Annotated in this window: 20 protein-coding genes and 1 pseudogene; 5 read left to right on the top strand and 16 right to left on the bottom strand. The window is 50.2% G+C overall.

Features of this window, described 5'->3' with window-relative positions; genetic code table 11:
• Positions 1–282, bottom strand: a pseudogene (locus ACESOH_RS01530) (signal recognition particle-docking protein FtsY); the annotation flags it as partial.
• 98 nt (positions 283–380) lie between these two features.
• Here ACESOH_RS01530 and rsmD point away from each other — a divergent pair.
• Positions 381–995: a 16S rRNA (guanine(966)-N(2))-methyltransferase RsmD gene (gene rsmD, locus ACESOH_RS01535; protein ID WP_373099234.1), complete on the top strand. Its 615-nt coding sequence runs from the start codon at positions 381–383 to the stop codon at positions 993–995.
• On the opposite strand, the gene dprA is transcribed toward rsmD, so the two are convergent.
• The 9 genes from dprA to priA form a co-directional block, all read right to left on the bottom strand.
• Positions 978–2,099 carry a DNA-processing protein DprA gene (gene dprA, locus ACESOH_RS01540; protein ID WP_373099856.1) on the bottom strand — a complete coding sequence of 374 codons (1,122 nt, stop codon included), beginning with the start codon at positions 2,097–2,099 and terminating at the stop codon, positions 978–980. The two genes, rsmD and dprA, sit on opposite strands and share 18 nt — an antisense overlap.
• A gap of 172 nt (positions 2,100–2,271) precedes the next feature.
• Positions 2,272–2,688: a DUF2251 domain-containing protein gene (locus ACESOH_RS01545; RefSeq protein ID WP_032093467.1), complete on the bottom strand. Its 417-nt coding sequence runs from the start codon at positions 2,686–2,688 to the stop codon at positions 2,272–2,274.
• A gap of 95 nt (positions 2,689–2,783) precedes the next feature.
• The gene (eno, locus tag ACESOH_RS01550; RefSeq protein WP_032093454.1) at positions 2,784–4,085 is read right to left on the bottom strand and encodes a phosphopyruvate hydratase; all 1,302 of its coding nucleotides are present in this window, start codon (positions 4,083–4,085) and stop codon (positions 2,784–2,786) included.
• 121 nt (positions 4,086–4,206) lie between these two features.
• A complete protein-coding gene (pyrG, locus tag ACESOH_RS01555; RefSeq protein WP_032093453.1) occupies positions 4,207–5,835 on the bottom strand; it encodes a glutamine hydrolyzing CTP synthase in 1,629 nt (542 codons plus the stop codon).
• Between the two features lie 227 nt (positions 5,836–6,062).
• Entirely contained in the window at positions 6,063–9,161 is a 3,099-nt protein-coding gene (acrB, locus tag ACESOH_RS01560) for a multidrug efflux RND transporter permease subunit AcrB (protein WP_032093452.1), read from the bottom strand.
• Between the two features lie 22 nt (positions 9,162–9,183).
• Complete coding sequence (gene acrA / locus ACESOH_RS01565; protein WP_032093451.1) at positions 9,184–10,401, bottom strand: multidrug efflux RND transporter periplasmic adaptor subunit AcrA; 1,218 nt, start codon at positions 10,399–10,401, stop codon at positions 9,184–9,186.
• Positions 10,402–10,443: 42 nt separating this feature from the next.
• Positions 10,444–11,010 (bottom strand): TetR/AcrR family transcriptional regulator, encoded by a 567-nt coding sequence (locus tag ACESOH_RS01570; protein ID WP_373099237.1) that lies wholly within the window; start codon positions 11,008–11,010, stop codon positions 10,444–10,446.
• Positions 11,011–11,360: 350 nt separating this feature from the next.
• The gene (ftsN, locus tag ACESOH_RS01575) at positions 11,361–12,140 is read right to left on the bottom strand and encodes a cell division protein FtsN (protein WP_373099239.1); all 780 of its coding nucleotides are present in this window, start codon (positions 12,138–12,140) and stop codon (positions 11,361–11,363) included.
• A gap of 202 nt (positions 12,141–12,342) precedes the next feature.
• A complete protein-coding gene (gene priA, locus ACESOH_RS01580) occupies positions 12,343–14,550 on the bottom strand; it encodes a primosomal protein N' (protein ID WP_373099240.1) in 2,208 nt (735 codons plus the stop codon).
• Positions 14,551–14,732: 182 nt separating this feature from the next.
• Between priA and rpmE the strand changes: the two genes are divergently transcribed.
• Positions 14,733–14,945 (top strand): 50S ribosomal protein L31, encoded by a 213-nt coding sequence (gene rpmE, locus ACESOH_RS01585; protein WP_032093447.1) that lies wholly within the window; start codon positions 14,733–14,735, stop codon positions 14,943–14,945.
• 90 nt (positions 14,946–15,035) lie between these two features.
• On the opposite strand, the gene ACESOH_RS01590 is transcribed toward rpmE, so the two are convergent.
• The gene (locus ACESOH_RS01590; RefSeq protein ID WP_373099242.1) at positions 15,036–15,878 is read right to left on the bottom strand and encodes a glycosyltransferase family protein; all 843 of its coding nucleotides are present in this window, start codon (positions 15,876–15,878) and stop codon (positions 15,036–15,038) included.
• A gap of 9 nt (positions 15,879–15,887) precedes the next feature.
• Positions 15,888–16,970, bottom strand: a complete 1,083-nt coding sequence (locus ACESOH_RS01595; protein WP_373099243.1) for a glycosyltransferase family 9 protein — start codon at positions 16,968–16,970, stop codon at positions 15,888–15,890.
• A gap of 116 nt (positions 16,971–17,086) precedes the next feature.
• Here ACESOH_RS01595 and ACESOH_RS01600 point away from each other — a divergent pair, with 116 nt between their 5' ends.
• The 3 genes from ACESOH_RS01600 to ACESOH_RS01610 are packed head-to-tail and all read left to right on the top strand — an operon-like array spanning position 17,087 to position 19,773.
• Positions 17,087–18,151, top strand: a complete 1,065-nt coding sequence (locus tag ACESOH_RS01600; protein ID WP_373099245.1) for a glycosyltransferase family 9 protein — start codon at positions 17,087–17,089, stop codon at positions 18,149–18,151.
• Entirely contained in the window at positions 18,148–19,014 is an 867-nt protein-coding gene (locus tag ACESOH_RS01605) for a hypothetical protein (RefSeq protein WP_373099246.1), read from the top strand. Before ACESOH_RS01600 ends, ACESOH_RS01605 begins: the two co-directional genes overlap by 4 nt.
• A gap of 36 nt (positions 19,015–19,050) precedes the next feature.
• The gene (locus ACESOH_RS01610; protein ID WP_373099247.1) at positions 19,051–19,773 is read left to right on the top strand and encodes a DUF554 domain-containing protein; all 723 of its coding nucleotides are present in this window, start codon (positions 19,051–19,053) and stop codon (positions 19,771–19,773) included.
• 43 nt (positions 19,774–19,816) lie between these two features.
• On the opposite strand, the gene paeA is transcribed toward ACESOH_RS01610, so the two are convergent.
• The 4 genes from paeA to ACESOH_RS01630 form a co-directional block, all read right to left on the bottom strand.
• On the bottom strand, positions 19,817–21,106 hold the full coding sequence (gene paeA, locus ACESOH_RS01615; RefSeq protein ID WP_373099249.1) for a polyamine export protein PaeA: 1,290 nt from the start codon (positions 21,104–21,106) through the stop codon (positions 19,817–19,819).
• Between the two features lie 91 nt (positions 21,107–21,197).
• Entirely contained in the window at positions 21,198–21,725 is a 528-nt protein-coding gene (locus ACESOH_RS01620; RefSeq protein ID WP_032093442.1) for a DUF1523 family protein, read from the bottom strand.
• Between the two features lie 32 nt (positions 21,726–21,757).
• Entirely contained in the window at positions 21,758–22,537 is a 780-nt protein-coding gene (locus ACESOH_RS01625) for a YchF/TatD family DNA exonuclease (RefSeq protein WP_373099251.1), read from the bottom strand.
• A 56-nt stretch (positions 22,538–22,593) separates the two neighbouring features.
• Positions 22,594–23,577 carry a DNA polymerase III subunit delta' gene (locus ACESOH_RS01630; protein WP_373099857.1) on the bottom strand — a complete coding sequence of 328 codons (984 nt, stop codon included), beginning with the start codon at positions 23,575–23,577 and terminating at the stop codon, positions 22,594–22,596.

Raw genomic sequence — 23,577 nt, forward strand, 5'->3', positions numbered from 1 at the left:
TTCCGGCGTTATGCTAACCGTGCCATGTTGTGATTCAAGCGCTGATGAAGTCGGTTGTATAACCGATTCGGTAAATTGCGAAACTGTTTGAATTTCTACCGCACTTTGCGGGCTGATATCCGCCTCTTTGTGAGATTGCGCCTCACTTTCCGGCTTATCCGAGGCCGGTTCATTATCCTGTGCGGCGGTATTTTCCTGCGACGGCTGCGGGGAGGATTGTGGGTTCTTTTTCCCCCTGCCGAACCAAGACCAGAAACCGCCTTTTTTATTCTCTTCTGACATAAATCGCTCGCTATTTTCTGAAAAAATTACTGGTTTTGCCGATTTTGTACTACACTAAGCAAAATTTTGCCTAGTTTATCATAATTTATATTCTCTCTATGAAAAAAAATCCTCTCCGACAGGGCGCGCAGCGGCCCGATAATAAAGGTGAAGTGCGGATTATCGCCGGGCTTTGGCGCGGGCGGAAATTGCCGGTGCTGAATGCACTGGGACTGCGGCCGACCGGCGATCGGATTAAAGAAACGCTGTTTAACTGGTTGATGCCTTATATTGTCGATGCCCGTTGTCTGGATTGCTTTGCCGGCAGTGGTTCGCTCGGGTTTGAGGCACTTTCCCGCCGTGCAAAGCGGGTGACGTTTTTAGAGCGGGAGAGTGCCGTCGCCGCGCAATTGCATAACAACCTGCTCAGGCTGAAATGCCCTCCGCAGCAGGCGCAGATCATCAATCAGGACAGTCTGCAATATCTCAATCAGGCGCAAAACACACCGTACTTTGATCTGGTTTTTCTCGATCCGCCCTTTCATTTTAATCTGGCGGAAAAAGCGATAGCCCTATTGCATCAGCACAATTGGCTGTCTCCCGAGGCATTGATTTATGTGGAAACGGAAAAAGATAAACCGTTGCCTGTGCCCGCCGGCTGGCAATTATTGAAAGAAAAAAGCACAGGTCAGGTCAGCTATCGGCTGTACCGCCATTCAGGTGCGCCGGTATAGACCATTTTCCTGCATAATCAATTCCTGTAATTCCAGCTCCAGCAGCTGAATCAGCAGGTTCTGTGCGGATAATCCCGATTGCGCCGCCAGTTCATCCAGACTGAGCGGCCGATAACCGATACGGGCATAAAGTTCGGGATAGGCGGGATTTTCCGGTAATTTGCAGGAATTCGGAGGAATCTGCTCCCGTTCGGCGGGAAACCTTTCCTCTTTCGGTGCGTGATAACTGCCGTAAGACAGTGCGGGCAGATTTTCCACAATATCCCGCACGTTTTCCACCAGCATTGCCCCTTGTTTAATCAGTTTATGGCAACCCTGACTGAATTCATTCTGTACATTGCCGGGCAGGGCGAACACTTCCCGATTCTGCTCCAGCGCATACCGGGCGGTAATTAAAGAGCCGCTGCGTTCCGTCGCCTCCACCACCAGCGTCGCTAAAGACAAACCGCTGATAATGCGGTTACGGCGCGGAAAATTTTCCGCCACCGGCGGCTGATGAGGCAAAAATTCGGAAACCAGCAGGCCGCCGTTATCGGTAATCTGCCCTGCCAGCCGACGATGTTTCGCCGGATATACCTTTTCCAGCCCGCTGCCAAGCACGGCGATGGTTTGCCCGTTGAGATCCACCACCGCCTGGTGACAAAAGCCGTCGATGCCCAATGCCAGCCCGCTGGTGATCACAAAACCGGCGGAACATAATTCGACCGCAAAATGCTTGGCCCAATATTCGCCGTAATGCGAACACTGCCGGCTGCCGACCATCGCGATCTGCGGTCGCGAAAGTGCGGTCGGATTTCCGCGCAAAAACAGCAACGGCGGCGCACCGCTAATTTGCTGCAATAAATAAGGATAATCTTCATGATAAAAATCTATCAGTTGATTGCCGTTTTGGGTCGCCCAGAGTAAAGCGGGTTCAATATATTTCATTTCCGGTTTAAACCAGCGGCGAATTTGTTCCGGCTTCCAGCCCATTTGGCGAAAAGCCGTTTCGTCATAATTCAGCAGATCCGTCAACTTGACGGTATTGAGAATGTGATGAATTCTGCCGCTGCCTAATCGAGGAATCTGCAAAAGGCGGAGGAAAATTGCGCTGCGCTGCATAATGACTCGCTGCTCCTGATAAATAAAACGGCATTATTCACCGGATAAGCGCAAAGCTCGAGGATTTCGTTGATTTTAATCGCCGTTTTGCGAGACGGATCGAAAAAACGGAAAAATTATCCGACAAAAAAGCCTGCCGATGACGATCCGCAGGCTCAAAATGCGGGGAACCGCACTATTTCCCCAACAGCCACTTATCCACCAGCTCTTGGGTGGTTTCTTTGTGCGTCCACATGCTGCCCAGTTCAGGCGGCGGGAATTTGCTGTGGTTGTAACCGACAAAGCCGCTGAAATCAAACACCGCATGCGGATAACCGTTAATCAGCAAAAAGGCTTTATAGCCGTCTTCCGACCAGGCGATTTGCAGCTTGCGCGGTTCATGCAAAGAATGGGCTTCAATATCCTGAACCGAATACACGAACAGGCTGTCCACAACCGGCTGTTCGCGCTGGTGTAAATCCATGGCATAGAAATACCCCGTCTCGCCGTCATCTTCAAAAATCACCACCAGATGCTCGTGCTGTGTGGAATGCGCGCCGCAGCGGTAGGCTTCACCCAGCAGGATCTGCTCGTCAAGTACCGTATAGATCATATTTTCTCCCATCGCTTCGGTTAATAAAACAAAATCTCTGTGACAAAAAAGCCACCAAGTTCGTCTTGGTGGCTGTGATTAGCGTCAAAGCAGAATTACGCTTGACCTTTTACCGCTTTTAAGCCTAAGAACGGTGCTTTATCACCTAAGGCTTCTTCGATACGGATTAACTGGTTGTATTTCGCGATACGGTCGGAACGGCTCATCGAACCGGTTTTGATCTGACCTGCCGCAGTACCTACCGCCAAATCGGCGATAGTCGCATCTTCGGTTTCGCCGCTGCGGTGTGAAATCACAGCAGTATAACCGGCTGCTTTCGCCATGCGGATAGCCGCTAAGGTTTCGGATAACGAACCGATTTGGTTGAATTTGATTAAGATGGAATTCGCAATCCCTTTTTCGATACCTTCTTTCAGAATTTTGGTATTGGTAACGAATAAGTCGTCACCGACTAATTGAATTTTGTCGCCCAATACTTTGGTCTGATACGCAAAGCCTTCCCAGTCGGATTCGTCCTGACCGTCTTCAATGGATTTGATCGGGTATTCTTTGCATAATTCTTCCAAATAATGGGTGAATTCCTGAGAAGTGAAAGATTTACCTTCCCCTTTCATTTCATATAAGCCGTTTTCTTTGTTATAGAATTCGGAAGAGGCGCAGTCCATCGCTAAAGTGACGTCTTTACCCAACACATAACCGGCTTTTTCCACCGCTTCTTTGATACAAGCCAGTGCTGCGGCATTGGATTCAAGATTCGGCGCAAAACCGCCTTCGTCACCAACTGCGGTGCTTAAACCTTTGGATTTCAATACTTTAGCCAGATTATGGAATACTTCCGCACCGATACGCAGCGCTTCGCGTAATGTTTTCGCCCCAATCGGCTGAATCATAAATTCCTGAATATCCACGTTATTGTCGGCGTGTTCGCCACCGTTGATGATGTTCATCATCGGCAACGGCATGGAATAAAGCCCCGGTGTGCCGTTAAGATCCGCGATCCACTCATAAAGCGGTTTGCCTTGTGCGGCGGCGGCGGCTTTGGCATTGGCTAAAGAAACCGCTAAGATGGCGTTCGCACCGAATTTGGATTTGTTTTCAGTGCCGTCCAGCTCAATCATAATGCGGTCGATTTCTTCCTGATTCAACGCATCTTTACCCACTACGGCCTGAGCGATTTCATTATTCACGGCAGAAACCGCTTTTAATACACCTTTACCTAAGAAACGTGATTTATCACCGTCGCGTAATTCCAATGCTTCGCGGGAACCCGTAGATGCACCGGATGGTGCGGCCGCCATACCGACGAAACCGCCTTCCAGATGAACTTCGGCTTCAACGGTCGGATTACCGCGTGAGTCAATGATTTCACGGCCGATTACTTTAACGATTTTTGCCATTTTAATTTTCCTCTTTTAAGTTAATTCAAACGAATTCTTACAAACGGCAAATATAGTAAAGCGTTTTTCACCGTTTGTCTTGCTAAAAATCATGCTTATTTGATCAAACACAGCTTTTAGCTTATTTTTTCTGATTTTCCTTCGCCGCTTTAATAAAGCCCGCAAACAACGGATGACCGTCACGCGGCGTCGAGGTAAATTCAGGGTGGAACTGACAGGCTACGAACCACGGATGATTCGGCACTTCAATAATTTCCACCAGCTTTTTATCCGCCGACAATCCGGTCACTTTTAAGCCGGCTTTTTCGATTTGCGGCAATAGCACATTATTCACTTCATAACGGTGACGATGGCGTTCTTCAATGGTTTCCGCGCCGTACAGCTCGCGTGCCAGACTGCCCGGCAGTAAATGGCACTGCTGGGCGCCGAGACGCATCGTTCCGCCTAAGTCGGATTTATCGCTGCGCGTTTCAATGTTGCCGTCGGCATCCTGCCACTCGGTGATCAGACCGATGACCGGCTGCGGGCAGTTTTTATCAAATTCGGAAGAATTGGCCTGCTCCATACCCGCCACATGCCGGGCATATTCGATCAACGCCACCTGCATCCCCAGACAAATGCCTAAATACGGAATTTTATTTTCCCGCGCGTATTGTGCGGTTAAAATTTTGCCTTCCACCCCGCGATAGCCGAAGCCGCCCGGCACCAGAATACCGTCCAGCCCTTTCAGAATATCGGTGCCTTTGGTTTCCACATCCTGCGAATCAATATATTTAATCTGCACGCTTAAGCGGTTTTTCAGCCCGCCGTGTTTTAACGCTTCATTGACGGATTTATAGGCATCCGGCAGTTCGGTATATTTGCCCACCATGCCGATCGTCACTTCGCCGGTCGGATTGGCTTCCTGATAAAGCACCTGCTCCCATTCGGACAGATCCGCCTGCGGGCAATCCAAATGGAAACGCTGGCAAATAAAATCATCCAGCCCCTGCGATTTCAGCAGCGCCGGAATCTGATAAATGGAATTCACATCTTTCAGCGAAATCACCGCTCTTTCCGGCACATTACAGAATAACGCGATTTTCGCCCGTTCATTCGGCGGCACCATACGATCGGAGCGGCAAATCAGCACATCCGGCTGGATACCGATCGATAACAGTTCTTTGACCGAATGCTGAGTCGGTTTGGTTTTGACTTCACCGGCGGTCGGAATATAAGGCACCAAAGTCAGGTGCATGAAAATGGTACGTTCCCGCCCCACCTGTACCGCCAGCTGGCGCAGCGCTTCCAAAAACGGCAACGATTCGATATCGCCGACCGTACCGCCGACCTCGACAATCGCCACATCATGCCCGGCCGCGCCGTCAATCACCCGCGCTTTGATTTCGTTGGTAATGTGCGGAATCACCTGAATGGTGGCGCCCAGATAATCGCCGCGGCGCTCTTTGCGCAGCACCTCGGAATAAATTTTGCCGGTGGTAAAGTTATTGCGTTTGGTCATTTTGGTGCGGATAAAACGCTCATAATGGCCCAGATCCAAATCCGTTTCCGCCCCGTCTTGGGTGACGAATACTTCACCGTGCTGCGTCGGACTCATGGTACCCGGATCAACGTTAATATAAGGGTCAAGCTTCATGATAGTCACGTTAAGACCACGCGCTTCCAGAATCGCCGCTAAAGAGGCTGCGGCAATGCCTTTCCCCAGAGAAGATACTACACCGCCTGTGACAAAAATATAATTGGTAGCCATATTAAACCTATGTATTTGGAATGAAAAAGTATGCGAATAAATGCAATAAGACGGGATGGCAGTTTACAGGAAAAGCCGCTTTAACTCAATCGCTGCGCGAATAATTTGTGCCGCCCCTCCCCCGCTTCGGTTTTCGCGCAGCCCAAAAGTGCGGTGCTTTTTTGCCGAGTTTTCGGTAAAAAAGAAGGCTGTCTTCACAGCCTTCTCTCAGTCAATTATCCGATGATTTAATCGCGCGTATCGCTTTCAATCGGTTTAATACTTTCATCAAACACCGGTAACGGTTTATGTTCGCTGGCGATATAGGTATAAATCACCGGCAGAACAAACAGGGTGAACAATGTGCCGATCGCCAGCCCCGCCACAATCACGATACCGATACTGAAACGGGATACCGCACCCGCACCGGAGGCGTATAACAGCGGTACCAGACCGGCGATCATCGCCGCGGTAGTCATCAGAATCGGACGCAACCGCACTTTCGCCGCATGAGTAATCGCATCGATACGATTACTGCCGTGATTGAGCTGTTCTTCTTTCGCCACTTCACACATTAAAATACCGTGTTTGGTAATCAGCCCCACCAAGGTAATCAGCCCGACTTCCGAATAAATGTTCAGCGTCGTGCCCGCCACACCGAAGAAGCTGAAGAAATTCAGCGCCAGCAATGCGCCGCTCACCGCTAACGGTACGGAAATCATAATCACCAACGGATCGCGGATAGATTCGAACTGAATCGCCAACACCAGGAAAATAATCACGACCGCCAAGGCGAAAGTTACGGTCAGCGAGCTGCCTTCCTGCACTAACTGACGGGCTTCGCTCTTGAAGTCATAGTTATAGCCCTGCGGCAGTTCCGTCGCGGCGGTATCTTTCAGCCATTGCACCGCATCGCCGATACTGCTGGACGGTGACGGTACCGCCTGGATAATGGCGGAATTCAGCTGGTTAAAGCGCGGTAACGAACTCGGCTGCGATTCCAGCGTGACATGTAGCAGGCTGCTTAACGGTACGGACTGTCCGTTGCCGGCTTCAACAAAGTAGTTGTCCATGCTTTCCGGCGACAGACGATCTTTGCGTTTTACCTGCGAAATCACTTTATAGGCACGGCCGTCAATATCCACGCGAGTAATGGTTGCCGCAGACAAATAGCTACCCAGCGTGTTACTGATCTGGCTCATGGAAATTCCGTAAGAACCGGCTTTTTCCTTATCGACGGTAATTTTCATCTGCGCCGTGTCGAATTTCAGATCCAGCGAGGTATAAATGAATTGCCCCGAACTTTGCATCGCCTGCAAAAACTTACCGGCGACATTGGCTAAATTACTATAGTCATTAGCCGTGCTGATCACAAAACCGATCGGCGGTCCCTGTTCACCGGTATTAATTTCCGGGAACGCGAAACCACTGACCGAAATTTCCGGAATGGCTTTCGCTTGACTGTTCAGATCCGCCAGAATTTCACTTTGTTTGCGTTTCCGCTCGTTCCAGTCTTTCAACGAAATGACGTTTAAGGACTGATTGGTACTCGGCGCACCGGAAATCACCATGGAGAACTGCACTTCTTCGGTGTTATGCAGAATCTTTTCATACTCTTTCATCGCACCTTGCACATAATCGATATTCACATTGGACGGCGCGGTCCCTATGGCAATAAATGCGCCCTTATCCTCCGCCGGGGTTAATTCGCTGGACAGCGAATTAAACAGCATCGGCAAGGTAGTGAAAATAATCGCCGCGAACGCCAGCATACATCTGCGGCTTGCCATAACCAGCCCGAGGGCATAGGCGTAACCGCGGTTGAGCTTGCCGAGAGTGCGTTCGATCATTTCTTCCAGTTTAGACGGATTGGTATGCGCCTTTAACAGCTTACTGCTCATCATCGGCGACAGGGTCAACGCCACAATCCCCGAAATAAACACCGCACCTGCCAGCGTTAAGGCGAATTCTTTAAACAACGAACCGGTGATCCCGCCCATTAACGCCATCGGTGAATACACCGCCACCAGCGCGATAGTCATGGAAATAACCGGCACCGCAATTTCACGGGTACCGATAATGGCCGCCCGGAACGGCGTCTCGCCCAGTTTAATATGACGGTCCACATTTTCCAGCACCACAATCGCATCGTCCACCACCAGCCCGATGGCCAAAATCAGCGCCAGCAAGGTCATCAGATTAATGGAGAAATCGAAGGTTTGCAGCATCATAATCACCCCGATTAAGGAAATCGGAATGGTAATGATCGGAATCAGAATCGCACGGAACGAACCGATAAACAAGGTAATCACCACCAGCACGATCACCGTCGCCTCTAAAATGGTATGAATTACTTCGTTAATCGAACTGTTAATGGCGATCGTCGTATCATACAGAATATCGGTTTCCATACTGTCCGGTAAACTTTTCTTGATACTCTCGTATAACGGACGCACATTTTCCGCTACCGTCAGCGGGTTGGCGGTGGAGGTCGGATCAATGGCCAGCACCACGGAGTCGGAACCGTTCGCCACCGCGCGGCTGTCGTCATCTTCTTTATTCAGTTCCACATCGGCAATATCGCGCAAACGTACCAGCTTATCGCCGTCGGAATACACAATCAGATTCTGTAGCTGCTCAATTGTGGTGGTTGTGGTTTCGACTTTGTTTTTATATACCGTGAAATAGCCGTTATCGTTCCCCGCCGCCGTCTGAATATTGTTAGCGGATAAGGCGGAAGCCACTTCCGTCGCGGATAAGTTTTGCGACGCCATTTTCTGCGGATCCAACCAAATGCGCATAGCATACTGAGAGGCCCCGTAAATGGTCACTTTCGCCACCCCTTCAACGGTAAAGAACTGCGGTTTCACCACGCGTTCAATATAGTCGGTCACCTGACTGGCATCCAGTTTATTGGAACGGAAGCTGATGTACATAATCGCCGAACCGCCGGTTGAGGAGGTAATGGTCGGATCATCAATACCGCTCGGTAATTCCGAACGTACCGAATTGACCTTCGCCAGAATATCCGCCAAGGCGGCATTCGGATCAGTGTTCAGTTTCATTTTCACCGTAATCGAGGACGAACTCGGCCGGCTGGAAGAGGACATATAGTCAATATTGTCCGCCTGCGCAATGGCTTCTTCCAGCTTGGAGGTGACGAAAGCCTGAATCAGACTGGCGTCGGCACCGGCATAAGTCGTACTCACACTGATTACAGTGGTCGTCATTTTAGGATATTCACGCACCGTCAGCTTTGAAATCGCCTGTAAACCGAGAATAATGATCAACAGGCTGATCGAAACCGCCAAAACCGGACGACGAATAAATATATCTGTAAATTTCATTCGTTTATATTCCTAACCGTAATTAAAGATTGGTTTTTTGTGCCGGTTCGGAAGTTCCTACACCGTCTTTATCCGCAACAATCACTAAACTGCCGTTGCTGAGATTCTGCTGACCGCCGGTCACCAGTTGATCGCCGACTTTCACCTCATCCCCTGTTAACTGCGCATAAATGCCCTGACGATCTTTGGTGAAAACGGTAATCTGTTTAACACGATACACTTTGTCAATATTATCTTTATGCGGGAAATTATCATTATCCATCAGCTTGTTTCTCTCCTCTTCGGCAAGCGGCACCAACAGATAGGCGATTTCACCGTACATGTTGTAACTGACCGCCACCTGAGGCACGACAACCTGATTGTTTTCGGTCGGCAACGCGATACGCAAACGGGTAAACATACCGGATAGCAGCTTGCGCCCGTCTTCCGGCTCGAAAGTCGCCTGTAAATCAATTAAACCGGTGGACGAACTGATCGCCGGCTCAATGGCGGTGACTTTCGCGGCGAAGGTTTCACCTAAACGGGCATCGGCGGTCGCGGTGACTTTCTGTCCCACATGCAGACGCTCCAGCAGATTCTGCGCCACGGAAAAATCGATTTTCATCGAACTGGTGTCTTCCACCCGCACGATCTCGGTACCGGTGGTGACATACTGCCCGGCGTTCACCTTGACGATACCGGCAACGCCGTCAAACGGCGCGGTAATCTGACGCCGCTCAATGCTCGCCTTTAACGACGCGATACTGGCGACCAACGCATCATAACTGGCTTTGGCATCGTCCAAATCCTGCTGCGAAATGCTTTGGGTTTTAAACAATGACAGATAGCGCTGATAGGTTTGTTTGGTTGACGGTAATTTCGCCACCGACGCCTGCAAGGTCGCCTGTTCCACCGAACTGTCCAGTTCCACCAGCAATTCGCCTTTTTTCACCGCCTGACCGGATTGCACCAAGACCTTAGCGACCGCGCCGGCTTCCTGTGCGCTTAACATCGCACCCTGATTAGGACGTACCAGACCGGTGGTTTCAATCACCGGCGTCCACTGGCGGGCTTCCACCTTCATCGCCGTGACCGGATTGGCGGTTTCAGGCAACCCCGCCATATATTTGCCGACCATGATGCCTTTGATAATATTCGCACCGATCATCGCGACAAACACCAATACCAGCGCACCTAATATCACTTTCATCATAAAAGCATGAGAGCGTTTCGGTCTCGAATGTTGAGCTTGATTACTCATAAAAAAACTCCGTAAAAAAGATAGAGATAAAACAAATACAAATTATTTCTGAATCGCACGCCATGTTCTTTCGATCACGGCTTCCAGCATTTCATCAGATAATTCCTGTTTAAAAAAGATCCGATCAAAAGCTAAATTTATTGCACTGCCCAGCCCCAGCGAAAACAAAATCTGAACCGGCAAATCCGCCAAAACCACGGCTTGAATGCCTTTCTGGCAAAAACGGTTCCACAGGCTCTTGTGTTCCAGTTCGGTGCAGATTTCGTGAAAGTGCGGTAAAGACTGATACTGACTCATGTTCAGCACCGTTCTCGGATTATTTTGCAAAAACAGCCAGATATTCCACCACATTTGCCGGTATTGGGCAAAATAAGAGCGGGTTTCATCATAGTGTCGTTCCAGTTCGACGGAAAACAGCGAAAACAGCCGCCGGGCGAACTGCTCCAGCAGCTCATCCTTGCTTTTAAAATAAATATAAATGGTACCGGGAGAAATCTTGGCTTCTTTCGCAATTTTGTGCATAGACAGGTTGTGCAATCCCTTTTCGGCCATTAAACGTTCCGTCGCGGCAAAAATCTGCTCGGCCATGTCTGTTTCTAGTTGACGCATAATAATTAAAATAAGTAATGAAATTAAAGAAAAAGTCGCATACAGTAAGTCAGGCGGTTTATTAGTCAATAAGCGTCCGGACGAAGGGACTGAATGAACGTTCGTTCATTTTAATGATTTTTTTCGCTTTAGCAAGCAATAAATCAGAAACCCGCCATATTATACAGCTGCCGCACAAGGCATGTGCCGCGCCGTAACGGGCAAATCCGCAACGGCGTGTCTTTAAAACCGCAGGCAAAAAACGCGGCCAAAAACCACCGCACTTTCACGCTGATTTCCCGTCCCAAAACAACAAAAACAAAAAAGAGCTGTAAATCACAGTTCTTTGACATCAATTTTAAGTCAGCGCGCTACATCCCGATCACCACACAAGCGGCGATGGATTTCGCCTGTTCCAAGGCGCGGTTGGCGGCGGCGCGATCGCCCACCGGGCCGACCACAACGCGGTTCCAGTCCGCACTGGTATTCACCCGGGCATTAAATCCCGCCATGGCTAAACGCGCCTGCATATTCTCAGCCTGTTGCTGATTTTTAAACGCTCCGCATTGCAGCCCGAATTTTTTCTCCGCCGCGCCGCTTTGTGCCGTTGCACTTTCCGCTTTTTTAGGCGGTTCTTTCGCGGGTTCGGCCGGCTTTTTGACTTCCGTTTTTTTCACTTCAGTCACCGCTTTTGCCGCCTGAACGGGTTTTGCTTCGGCGATTTTAATTGCCTCTTTCAACCCCTCTTCCTCGGCTTTTTTACGTTCTTCCGCCTGCTGGCGGGCGCTTTCCGCCGCTTTTTGTTCCTGTTCCATCGCCAGCAGCACTTTTTTCTGTTCTTCCGTCAGACGCATATTCTTTTCCAGTGACTGCGGATTATCATCCACCGGCACGGTGCGGGTTTCCAGCGCCTTAATATAGCTCCACACTTCTTCCGGCGGCGTCGGCAGGATGCTTTTCGGCATTTTCTTGTCCGTCGATTCCGCCACCGGCGCCATATCGGCCGATTTTTCCTTTAAGATATACAGTCCGCCGGCAAAAATCACCAGCACCGCCAAAGCAATCATCACCAACAATGATTTCGTTGTTTTTTTCGTCTGTTTCTTTTTTTTCTTTGAGCCGCTGCGGGCGACATAGTCACGTTGAGCCACAATAAAACCTGTTCTGTTCCAAAGTTATACTTCAACACGGTGCGGCAGGCACGGTGTTTGCAAAATCCCGCCCATTATTTTCTCTTCCCTTCTCTCCCCAAAGGACAATAGCTAATCAGCAAGGATAAGGAAATGTCAGTAAAGGCGTGAATACATAAAAAATCACGCCAATTCTACTGAAAAACCGCGTTTTTTTCCAGCGCTAAGTTAAATCCAGCGGATCCACATCCAAAACCCACCGCACTTGCCCTGCCTGCGGCGGCTCCTGCTGCCGAAACCGGCTCAAAATTCGCTGTAGTGCCGCGCGGGAATCATGCTGCAACAACAACTGCCAGCGGTAATAACCGGCTTTTTTACTGAACGGCGCCGGCATCGGGCCTAAAATCTGCAAGCCATCAAGCTGTTCATGCTGCGCCGCTTGCCGCAACATCGCGGCAATCTGTTGCAATAGCTGTTCCGCCTCGTTGCTGTGCCTGCCGTGCGCTTTAAACAACGCCTGCGAGCTGAAAGGCGGTAAATCCATACTACGCCGGAATGTCAACGCCTGTGCGGCGAATGCGCGATAACCTTCGGTCAGCAGGCTGCGCAGCAGCGGATGCTCGGGATAATGGGTCTGCAACACCACTTCACCGCGCTTTGCCGCCCGCCCGGCACGACCCGAAACCTGTATATAAAGCTGCGCCAGACGCTCCTCCGCACGAAAATCCGGTGAAAACAGCGCACTGTCCACATTTAATAATGCAACCAAGGTCACATCAGGAAAATGATGACCTTTCGCCAGCATTTGCGTGCCAATCAGAATCCGGCTTTTACCTTGCCGAATATCCTGCAAATGGCTTTCCAGTTTGCCTTTACGCGCCGTACTGTCGCGATCGATACGGGTGATATGATAATGCGGAAAACGCTGACGCAATGTTTCTTCCAACTGCTCGGTGCCTAATCCCGTGGTCATCAAATGGGTCGAACCGCACTCGGCGCACTGCATCGGTACCGGCGCCTGCGCAGCACAATGATGACAGCGCAGCACCCGCGACTGACGGTGATAGGTATAGGGTTTGTCGCAATGCCGACATTGGGCGATCCAGCCGCATTCATGACAGAACAGTACCGGTGCAAAGCCGCGCCGGTTTAGAAACAGCAGCACCTGATTGCCCTGTTGTAAGTGTTCGTTCATTTTCGCCAGCAACGCATCGGACAGGCCGTGCTGTACCCGCTGCTGTTTCAAATCGATGACAAAATGGCGCAATGCTCCGCCGCTGCCGGCACGTTCGGATAATAAAAGATGGCGGTATTTGCCGCTTTGCACGTTATTCAGGCTTTCCAGACTCGGCGTGGCGGAACCGAGCAGCACCGGAATGTCCAGCTGTTTGGCATACACCACCGCCAGATCCCGCGCATGATAACGCCAGCCGTCCTGCTGTTTAAACGAGGGATCATGTTCCTCATCGATCACAATCAAACCTAAATCCGCAAACTGGGTGAACAAAGCGGAACGGGTGCCGATAACCACCGCACTTTGCCCGCTGCGCGCCCGCTGCCACACCTGCAAGCGCTGCGTATCATTCACATCGGAGTGCAGCACATCAATCGCCACCTGAAAGCGCGCCTTAAAACGCTGCACCGTCTGCGGAGTCAGCCCGATTTCCGGCACCAAGACCAGCACCTGCCGACCCTTTTCCAGCACCGCCTCGATAAATTGCAGATAAATTTCCGTTTTGCCGGAACCGGTAACTCCGTCCAGCAGCCAAGCGGCAAAGCCCTGCTGAAACACCAGCTGACTTAACGCCAGCGCCTGCTGTCGATTCAGCGTCAGTTTATCCTGCCGACAGACAATCGGATTCTCGCCCAACGCCTGCCGCCAGCTTACTGACTGCGGCGCCGTTTCCGCTTCCGCCACATAACCTTTTTCCCACAGGGTCGACCAAATCGCGGCACTAAAGCCGTTATTGCCTTTTTCCAACGGCGATGATGACAGCGCCGTTAATGCCTCCGCCTGTTTTTTGGCTCGCTTCAGTGCGTCATTTTCCAGCGCCTGACGCCCAAGTGCGGTCAATTTAAAGCAAACTTTGTTTTTTTCCACCGCACTTTCGCCCTGCCGCAATCTGACCGGCAAGGCCTGTAGCAGCACCTCGCCCAACGGCGCCTGATAATAACCCGCCGCCCAATCCAGCAGCCGTCGCATGTTTCGGTTAAACACCGGTTGTTCGTCCAAACAGGCAATTACCGCTTTAAGCCGCTCGGGCGGTACATCCGTGCAAGCGGGGAAATCCAGCACAATGCCCACCCGCCGTTGTCTGCCGAACGGCACCAGAACCCGCGTACCGATTTGCGGCTGCAGCATCTCTTCGCTCAGAATATAATCGAAAAAACTAAAAAGCGGCACGGCCAATGTAATGCGGACAAGTCTCATAAATAACCCGGATAATACAACTTGCCGTTATTATAACGAATTTATCCACCCCCTTGAATATTCCTTTTTTTCCGGTATAATCTGCCTCCTTACAAAAGCTGCCGTCGTACGGCGTAATATTAACCACACTCGGTGCCGAATTCAGTTTCGGAAAGCGGAGTGGCTTCAGATTGAGGTTTTCTATGAAACAAGGTATTCATCCGGAATATAAAGAAATTACTGCGACCTGTTCCTGCGGTAATGTCATCAAAACACGCTCTACAGTAGGCAAAGATTTAAATCTGGACGTTTGTGGCAAATGCCACCCGTTCTACACCGGTAAACAACGTGTCGTTGACACCGGCGGCCGTGTTGAACGTTTCAACAGCCGTTTCAAAATCCCGGGTACAAAATAAGCCGGATTATCGAAAAAACCTCGCTCAAGCGAGGTTTTATTTTAAGTGCCATTTCCGTTTTGCCGCACTGTTACGGCATCGGCATCAAGTTCAGCGTTTATTGCTTAGTTTGCTTATCGCCCGTTTTAAATATTGCTTCGTCAAACGACGCCACAAGATCCGCAACATGGATTTGTTTTCTCTGACCGAACAGACTTTATCCACATCATGAAAAGCCGCTCCCTGCTGCGCAATATAAGCCAAACGCCGTGCATGCATACCGTCGCGCGGATCCAGCGCATAATAAACCGTCGGCATGCCAGTTTCGCCGTAGGGTCGATGTGCTAATTTTTCAAAAATTAAACGATCTTCCGCATCCCCGTTTTCATTCGGCGAATCGGCCCATAGGTGCAAAATATCCGCTGCTTTCAGTTTATTGATCAGCATGCCCGAAGGACGGACGAACCCGCCCTGTTCAACAAAAACGCCTTTTCCCGGCCCGACGCTTTCCAAATAATCGGGACATAATCCGACGCCTTTATTGCCATTGGCATAAATACAGTATGAAAACGCCCAGGTTTTATGTTCTATGGCCTGAACGATCAGCCTGCAATGTTGCGGTGCCAGCCAGTCGTCGTCATCCAGATACATCACCAACGGCGAGTCGGCGGCAAAAGACAAAACGGTTCTTAACGAGCCGCCAAAGGTGCATTTATGCACACCGCCATGACGCACCGAAGTGGAATAGCCGGGATCAAACCACAGCAAAGTACAATTGTCCGGCAAAGCCTGTTCCAAGGTCTGACGGAATTCGGCAGATTTTCCGGTCAAGTCTTTATCCACCCCGACCAGAATCTGAATTCTCCCTTTAAAATCCTGCCGATAAACGGATGTGACCGCCCGCAGCAACGAGCGGCGACAAACCGTCGGCACAACAACAGCAATATCGTGCATAAGTTTCTCTTAATCGTTATTGTTATTACCTGCCGAACATACGGCGAGCTGCGCATTCAGCCATGCAGCGGCCTGCTGCGCATCAAAATTCTGCGTGGCGTCGGAATTCGCCGCCGCACCTTGCCCCACCAGCATGTTAACTTTTGTGCTATCGCGCGCATGAGGATACCATTTCGCGATATTGGTGGGAAAATTCGCATAAAATGCCAGCAACGGCTTATCAAAAGCGCACGCCACATGCACGGTGCCGCTGTCCACCGCCAGCACAATATCGGCGGAATTCACCAACGCCAGATATTGTTCCACCGTGGTTTTTCGCGCCTCACGCATTGCCGGCAAAGCGCCGAATGTTTTCAGTTCCGCCAGATACGCCGGATTCTGCGCACTATAACCCAATTGAATCTCTATTTTATCGATAAAGTGCGGTTGAATTTGCGCCAGAATTGCAGCGCACTCCTGCGCCGGCAAGCGGCGTCTGACTACACTGCCCTGCGGACACAACAGCATACGGATTTTGCCTGCCGTCCATTGTTTTTCCGCCTGCGCTTTAACCGCCTCAGCAAGCTGCAGTTGGTAAAACCATTCCGGTTGCTGCGCAATATAAGGGGCTAACGCACTGTTTTGCAAATAATCTTTAAAATGCGTTTGCGGCGGCAGCGGCATATAGAAATCATAATTATGAATATTTTCCAGCGAATAATATTTTTTTGCGGTTTTCACAAAAATCATCACCCGCTGAGGTGCAAGTATTTTATCTAAAATCAGGCCTTTAGAATTAAACCGGGTGGTGAAATCAAGATACAGATCCCATTTTTTCCGTTGTTTGACATATTCCGCCGCCTGCAGCGGAATCAGCTCGTCCACCACCCCGCTTGCGGCGAATACCGCCCGGTTACGTTCGGTCACGAACACACCGACTTTTAACTGCGGATAGGATTTTTTTAACTGACGCAAATGCAGCCCGTGTGCGACCGCATCGCCGATGGCATCACCGACCGGATTCAGCAAGACGGAATCAATCCGACTGAGGTCAGTGTTTTTTGTCGGTTGACGAGAACCGAAAATTTTAGCAATGACTCTTTTTATAAGCATATAACCTCATAATAAAAACAACCGGGCCGGCATTGCCCGGGTGGTTCAAACACATATAATTCGTTATAATAACCGGCACGCCATTTCATCTGATAAACCATGCCGAGTTTGAATTTATGAGTATAAAAAGTACCCTGAGAAAAATCCGCATTCATCTGGGTAAGTTGCTGATCGATATCCGGAAAACTCATCCTGCCAAGGCGACGAATATCAATAAAATCCTCTTTCTCCGCCAAGACGGTAAAATCGGGGATTATATTGTCAGTTCGTTTGTTTTTCGTGAATTGAAAAAACAACGTCCCGATATTTTTATCGCTGTCGTCTGCACCAAAAACAACGCCTATTTATTTACCGGCAACCCCTATATTGATCAACTTTTTTTTGTTAACAAACGCAGTATTATCGATCGCATAAAGTGCGGTCTGAATTTAAGAAAATTACACCTTGATGCGCTGGTTGATCCGACCGTCGTACTGCGCAATCGGGATCTGCTTTTTATCCGTTTAATTAACGCCCGTATCAATTTAGGCTATCTGAAATCCGACTATCGGCTTTTCAATCTGAATATTACCGATCCGAATCTGCATTTCGCCGCTATTTACCAAACGGCACTAGAACAACTCGGCTTTCATTCCATTAATACCCAATATGATCTGCCTTCAGATAGACAAGCAAATCGCGATATAGTTTCTTTTCTGCGTCATCACGGGCTGACCGAATTCCTCTGCGTCAATTTTTTCGGCCACGGTTCCGCCCGTCGTTTCAAGGCGCAAAATATTGCCGTAATATTAAAATATTTACTCGAAAATACAACACGCTCGCTGGTTTTATTAACCTATCCCGATGTAACCGAACAATTAAAACACATCATCGCCTGCGATGATCAGCTGGCACAGGCGACCGATAAGATTTTTATTTATGAAAATACCACCACGATCTTTCATAATATTGAACTGATTCGGTATGCCAGTCTGCTGATTTCACCGGATACGGCAACAGTGCATATCGCCGCAGGATTAAATAAACCGCTTATCGCCTTTTATAGCCAGGATCAGCAAAACTTCCTGCATTGGCATCCGAACAACCGCAACACCACCCACATTTTACGCTATGCCGACAATGTCAATGAGATTCGGCCCGCACAGATTTTAGCGCAATGGTTAAACGAGGAAGCCGCATGAACCTGATTTTCCTCACTTTCGGCGAACGGCTGGAAAACCATTATCAGGCGGTGTTTTCCGCCCTGACTTATCTGAAAGATCCGTTGCTTAAACGGGTGTTAATCGTTACCGATCAGCCGGCGTTTTATACCTGGCTACAGGATCGGGCGCAGGTGCTTGCGATTGATGCGCAGACTTTGCGCGACTGGCAGGGTGAGCAGCAATTTTTCTGGCGGGTAAAAATCAAAGCGCTGGAATGGGTGCAGGCACAGTATCCCGCCGATCATTTACTGTATGCGGACAGCGATACGTTTTTGGCGCGCGATCTGTCCGCCGCCCAACGTGCGCTGGCGCAAGGCAATATGTTGATGCACAAGCCGGAATGTCGGCTGGATGCCGGCTGCGATAAAACACTGCGCAAAATGCACCGCACTTTATGCGGCAAAACCGTAGCCGGAATTGCCATTCACCCTCAAACGATGATGTGGAATGCCGGTGTCATCGCGCTGCCGGCGCACCGTGCCCGCGAAGTGATCCGTTTGACTTTGCGCGCCTGCGATGAAATGTGCGCCACCGGCTGCACCCGACGTCTGCTTGAACAATTCGCCTTTTCCATTGCCCTGAACCATGCCGGCGAGTTGCAGGCTTGTGACAAGGAAATCGGGCATTATTGGGGCAATAAAGGGGAATGGAACGGTCTGATTGCCGAGTTTCTGATTAATGCACGGCTGAAAAATCTGACCGTGGCACAGTGCATTGCGTCATTACAATCCGTGGACTGGAGCGCCATTCCTTTAGCCAAAAAGCAGCGCAGTACCAATGAGAAATTAAAAAGACTGGTTGACAGTCTGTTCAAACCGAAAAATATCCGTTATTTTTCTTAATCCGCCAGACCGACTGGCACTTAACAGGAACACACGATGACCGTTATCGGACCTTATATCAACGGCGCCGCCATTGTGCTCGGCGCATTTATCGGCGCGGTATTGGGCGGACGCGTGCCCGAACAGCTGCGCCACAATCTGACCTTAATGTTCGGATTAAGCTCCATGGGCATGGGAATCACCATGATCGCCAAAGTAAACGCCATGCCGGCGATGATTATCTCTGTACTGCTCGGCACGCTTATCGGTGAGATTATTTTGCTGGAAAACGGCATTAATAAACTCGCCTCGTCGGCCAAAGGACTGATTGAAAAAATCCTGCCGCAGAAGTCGAAAGGTGCTCCGTCTCAGGAAGAATTTTTAGCCAAATTTGTGGCGATCACCATTTTGTTTTCTTTCAGCGGCACGGGGATTTTCGGTGCCATGAACGAAGGCATGAGCGGCGATGCCAGTATTCTGATCGTAAAAGCCTTGCTGGATTTTTTCACCGCGATAATCTTTGCCACCACATTGGGCATTGCCGTCGCCACGATTTTTGTGCCGCAAACCTTGTTGCAGCTTATATTGGCTTACGGCGCGGTAGTGATTATTCCGTTAGTGACGCCGGAAATGCGGGCGGATTTCGGCGCGGTAGGCGGCATGCTGATGGTTGCGGCGGGCTTGCGTATCTGCGGTATCGCCATGTTTCGCGTAGCCAATATGCTGCCGGCATTATTCCTTGCCATGCCGGTTTCCGCCTTGTGGGGCGCGTTGTTCTGAGGCGCTCAATGCAACAGGGCGGAGTATAATCCGCCCCGTTTTGTTATAAATCCACCCGCAGCGATACCAGCAGCTGATCGATTTTGAAGTTCTCGGTATCGATAATTTCGAACTTATATTTATCATACAGTACAAAATCTGTTTTTTTCGGAATTTTACGCAGCATATACATCATAAAACCGCCCACGGTTTCATAATTTTCCTCACCGGGAAAAGAGGCAATATCCAGCGCGCGCATCACATCTTCCAGCGGCGTGGCGCCGTCAATCAGCCAGGAGCTTTCGTCACGGCGCACAATCTGTTCCTCCTCGCTGGACACTAACTCCCCCATTACGATGCTCATCACATCTTTCAGGGTAACGATGCCCACCACTAACGCATATTCGTTGACGATCACCGCGAAATCCTCACCGGCCGATTTAAACAGCTCCAGCACCTCAAACAGCGACAGCGTATCCGGGATAAACAGCGATTTACGCAGCACCCGCTGATCGGTCAGCGCCACTTTTTGCTCCTGCAAATAGAGGGTCAGCAGCGAATGGGATTCCACATAACCCAGAATTTTATCCAGCCCCTGATCACAAATCAGCAGCTTGGAATGCGGGTTATCTTTGATCGTCGCCAGCACTTTATCGCGGGCAAAAGTGCGGTCTAAAAATACAATGTTTTCGCGCGTGGTCATGGTCGAAGTGACGGTACGTTCCTGCATATCGAAAATATTTTCGATCAGATAATGTTCCTGCGCTTTTAATACGCCCGCCTCCGCACCGGCATCCACCAGCGCGACAATATCCTCGGAGGTCAGATTATCTTCCCGCTCGGTGGAAATTTTAAACAGCCGAAAAACGTTGTTGGCAATCGTATCAAATAACCAGACCAGCGGTTTAAACACCAGCATACTGAATTTCATCACCCGTACCGTACGCACCGCTACGGCTTCCGGACTGGTCATCGCCAACCGTTTCGGGATTAAATCCGCCAGTAAAATAAATGCCACGGTCACCAACACGAAAGACAACCAAGAGGCCACCGATTCCACCGCCTGCAGCGCGGTATAGCGGGCTAGCACGCTTTGCAAAAACGGACTGATGGCGCTTTCGCCGATCATCCCGCCCAAAATCGCCACCATATTCAGCCCGATTTGCACCACCGTAATAAAACGTCCCGGCTGCGCCTGTAGTTGCAGCACCATTTCCGCCCGTTCATCGCCTTCATGCGCCAGACTCTGCAATTTCAGTTTGCGCGCGCCGGCAAGCGAAATTTCAGCCGAAGAAATGACCGCACTAATCGCAATTAACAGAATTAAAATTAAAATCGCTTCCAATAAACCCATAATCTCGACTCTATCCGATTAACTAAAAACGACACTGGTGCGTAAACCCGCACCAGCCAACGGTATCAGGGCCTGACGCCCTTTGATGAGGTTATTTTTCGCTGTCGAACCAGCCGCGCACGAACTGCACGGAGAAAAACAGCGTAATCAGCAGGAAGAAATAGAAAATATAGGCCAGAATCGGGTGCGAGGCGCCCTCATCCAACGTCACTTCCTTAATTGAGGTGGCATTGCGGAACTCGTCAAACATCACGATACGCCAGCCGTAATATTTCACTTGAACCAGTTTATGCTCCACCGAAAAACTTTGCGCTTTGGCCTGCAAATCCGCCGATCCGAATTTGAAATAGAACGGAAATCCCCAGCGGGTATCTTCGTTTCGATAGACCATCACTTTACTTTCATTCGGTTTTTGGGTGTAAATGTAATACACATCACGGGTCGGGCCGTCCGCCGGGTTTGATTTGGTAATCGGGCCGTCTTTGTCCACCCGTTTAACTTCCACGCCGGTCACACGGGTAATTTCATAATGCGGCATCACATAGCTTATCACCGCAAATAAAAAACCGTGAAACGCCAAAATGGCGGCAAGGAAAAAATACTTTAAAAATTTTCTCATGTTGCTTTCCTTCGTTAAGCTGCGTTGATTTATTATACATTAATTTTAAACAAACGCTCGAAATTTTGTGTGGTGATCTGCGCAAACGCCTCGGCCGACAGCCCTTTCAGGCTCGCCGTATATTCGCACACCTCGCGCACATAAGCCGGTTGGTTCTGTTTACCGCGGTAAGGCACCGGCGCCAGATACGGGCTGTCGGTCTCCACCAACAGGCGATCCGACGGCACCTTGCGCACCACGTCGCGCAACGCCTGCGCATTTTTAAAGGTGATAATGCCCGATATGGAAATATACCATCCCATATCCAGCGCCTGTTTCGCCATTTCCCAGTTTTCGGTAAAACAGTGCAGCACGCCGCCGCACTTTTGCGCCTGATGCGCCTTCAGCAGCGCTAGCGTATCGTCCCGCGCACAGCGGGTATGCACGATAAGCGGTTTATTAAGCTGATTGGCGATCTCAATCTGCTGGGCAAACACCGCTTGCTGCACGGCTTTATTTTCCGCGCTGTAATAATAATCCAGCCCGGTTTCACCAATCGCCACCACTTTATCATCCGCCGCCAGACGCAATAGGCGTTCGGGGTCAAAGGCTTCGTCTTCCAAATCCAGCGGATGCACGCCGCAAGCCAGAGAAACGTTATCAAAACCGCGCAGGCTGGGGTACATTTGCTCAAAACGGCTTAGAGTAACACCCACCGCCAGCAAATGTTTCACCTCCCGCTGTGCCGCTTTCGCCACCACATCGGCAACGTTTTTATGTAAATTTTCATAATCCAGCGCATCCAAATGGCAATGGCTATCTACGATAAACATCGGTATTCCTTATTGATTGAATTTAAATTCCGGCGCGATAAGGCGTTCATTCAGCCTCAGGCGGCAAACACGTCGGTGATCAAGCGGGTTAAGCCGTCGAGCAGAATCAGTTCCTGATTGACCGCATTAATCTGCAATAAATCCGACCGCACTTTCTGCACAATATCATTGGCTTTCACTAAGCCCGGCGCGGTTTGTTGTCGGCTGAATTGTTCGATGCCGCGCGCCAGATCCGCGTTCATCCAACCCTGATGCACACCCAGTTTCGCTTTCAGACTGTCGGCTAAAAAGGACGCCAGCCAGTCCAGCTGTAGAAAAATCCGTTCCTTGTCAAAATAAGGCAATAATTCCAGCGGCGAACGGCGGGTATAAAACAGCCAGAACTGGCGCAGAAAAACCTTGCGGGTTTCCAGTAAGCCCTGCGCCAGCACATCCCGCGCCGCTAACGGACGCCCGTAACTGATGCGAAGTGCGGTGCGAATATCCTCAATTTCCGCCGCCTGTTGTTGCTGTAGCCAAGCCTGCGCGATTTCCGCCGCCGGCACCGCAATCAGCCATGCCTGACAGCGGCTGTAAATAGTCGGCAACAATGGCGCGGACAAATCCGCCTGCAATAAAAAATAGGTATTCGGGCGCGGCTCTTCCAGCGTTTTCAGCAAAGCGTTCGCCGCCGCTTCGGTCAGCCGTTCCGCGGCGATGATATACACCACTTTATTGCCGTTTTGCTGCGCATGCTGCATGACTTTTTCATTGACTTCGCGCACCTGCTCAATGCCGATATCTTTATTGTCAATGGATTCAAGACGGTAAAAATCCGGGTGATTGCTGGCATGAAACAAACGGCAGCCGTGGCATTGTCCGCAAGCCCGTAACGCCTGCGGCGCCTGACACATCAGCCACGCGGCGATATCCGAAATCAGCTGCTCCGTCCCCAATCCCGGATCGGCGCGAAACAGCAGCGCATGGTGGCCATGCCCCTGTCGAAAGGCGTTGATAATGTCGGCATAACGCTCGCTAAGCCAAGGATAATGTGCGTCCAT

The sequence above is a fragment of the Necropsobacter rosorum genome, assembly GCF_964241405.1.
In the GTDB taxonomy this organism is placed as follows: Bacteria; Pseudomonadota; Gammaproteobacteria; order Enterobacterales; family Pasteurellaceae; genus Necropsobacter; species Necropsobacter rosorum.

What these genes read in the sequence shown, in the direction of transcription:
- acrA (WP_032093451.1), bottom strand. Translation starts at nt 10,401, where the DNA reads ATGAGTAATCAAGCTCAACATTCGAGACCGAAACGCTCTCATGCTTTT.
- eno (WP_032093454.1), bottom strand. Translation starts at nt 4,085, where the DNA reads ATGGCAAAAATCGTTAAAGTAATCGGCCGTGAAATCATTGACTCACGC.
- ACESOH_RS01610 (WP_373099247.1), top strand. Translation starts at nt 19,051, where the DNA reads ATGACCGTTATCGGACCTTATATCAACGGCGCCGCCATTGTGCTCGGC.
- rsmD (WP_373099234.1), top strand. Translation starts at nt 381, where the DNA reads ATGAAAAAAAATCCTCTCCGACAGGGCGCGCAGCGGCCCGATAATAAA.
- ACESOH_RS01630 (WP_373099857.1), bottom strand. Translation starts at nt 23,577, where the DNA reads ATGGACGCACATTATCCTTGGCTTAGCGAGCGTTATGCCGACATTATC.
- rpmE (WP_032093447.1), top strand. Translation starts at nt 14,733, where the DNA reads ATGAAACAAGGTATTCATCCGGAATATAAAGAAATTACTGCGACCTGT.
- priA (WP_373099240.1), bottom strand. Translation starts at nt 14,550, where the DNA reads ATGAGACTTGTCCGCATTACATTGGCCGTGCCGCTTTTTAGTTTTTTC.
- ACESOH_RS01600 (WP_373099245.1), top strand. Translation starts at nt 17,087, where the DNA reads ATGAGTATAAAAAGTACCCTGAGAAAAATCCGCATTCATCTGGGTAAG.
- ACESOH_RS01620 (WP_032093442.1), bottom strand. Translation starts at nt 21,725, where the DNA reads ATGAGAAAATTTTTAAAGTATTTTTTCCTTGCCGCCATTTTGGCGTTT.
- ACESOH_RS01595 (WP_373099243.1), bottom strand. Translation starts at nt 16,970, where the DNA reads ATGCTTATAAAAAGAGTCATTGCTAAAATTTTCGGTTCTCGTCAACCG.
- ACESOH_RS01570 (WP_373099237.1), bottom strand. Translation starts at nt 11,010, where the DNA reads ATGCGTCAACTAGAAACAGACATGGCCGAGCAGATTTTTGCCGCGACG.
- ACESOH_RS01545 (WP_032093467.1), bottom strand. Translation starts at nt 2,688, where the DNA reads ATGATCTATACGGTACTTGACGAGCAGATCCTGCTGGGTGAAGCCTAC.
- pyrG (WP_032093453.1), bottom strand. Translation starts at nt 5,835, where the DNA reads ATGGCTACCAATTATATTTTTGTCACAGGCGGTGTAGTATCTTCTCTG.
- ACESOH_RS01625 (WP_373099251.1), bottom strand. Translation starts at nt 22,537, where the DNA reads ATGTTTATCGTAGATAGCCATTGCCATTTGGATGCGCTGGATTATGAA.
- ACESOH_RS01605 (WP_373099246.1), top strand. Translation starts at nt 18,148, where the DNA reads ATGAACCTGATTTTCCTCACTTTCGGCGAACGGCTGGAAAACCATTAT.
- paeA (WP_373099249.1), bottom strand. Translation starts at nt 21,106, where the DNA reads ATGGGTTTATTGGAAGCGATTTTAATTTTAATTCTGTTAATTGCGATT.
- acrB (WP_032093452.1), bottom strand. Translation starts at nt 9,161, where the DNA reads ATGAAATTTACAGATATATTTATTCGTCGTCCGGTTTTGGCGGTTTCG.
- ACESOH_RS01590 (WP_373099242.1), bottom strand. Translation starts at nt 15,878, where the DNA reads ATGCACGATATTGCTGTTGTTGTGCCGACGGTTTGTCGCCGCTCGTTG.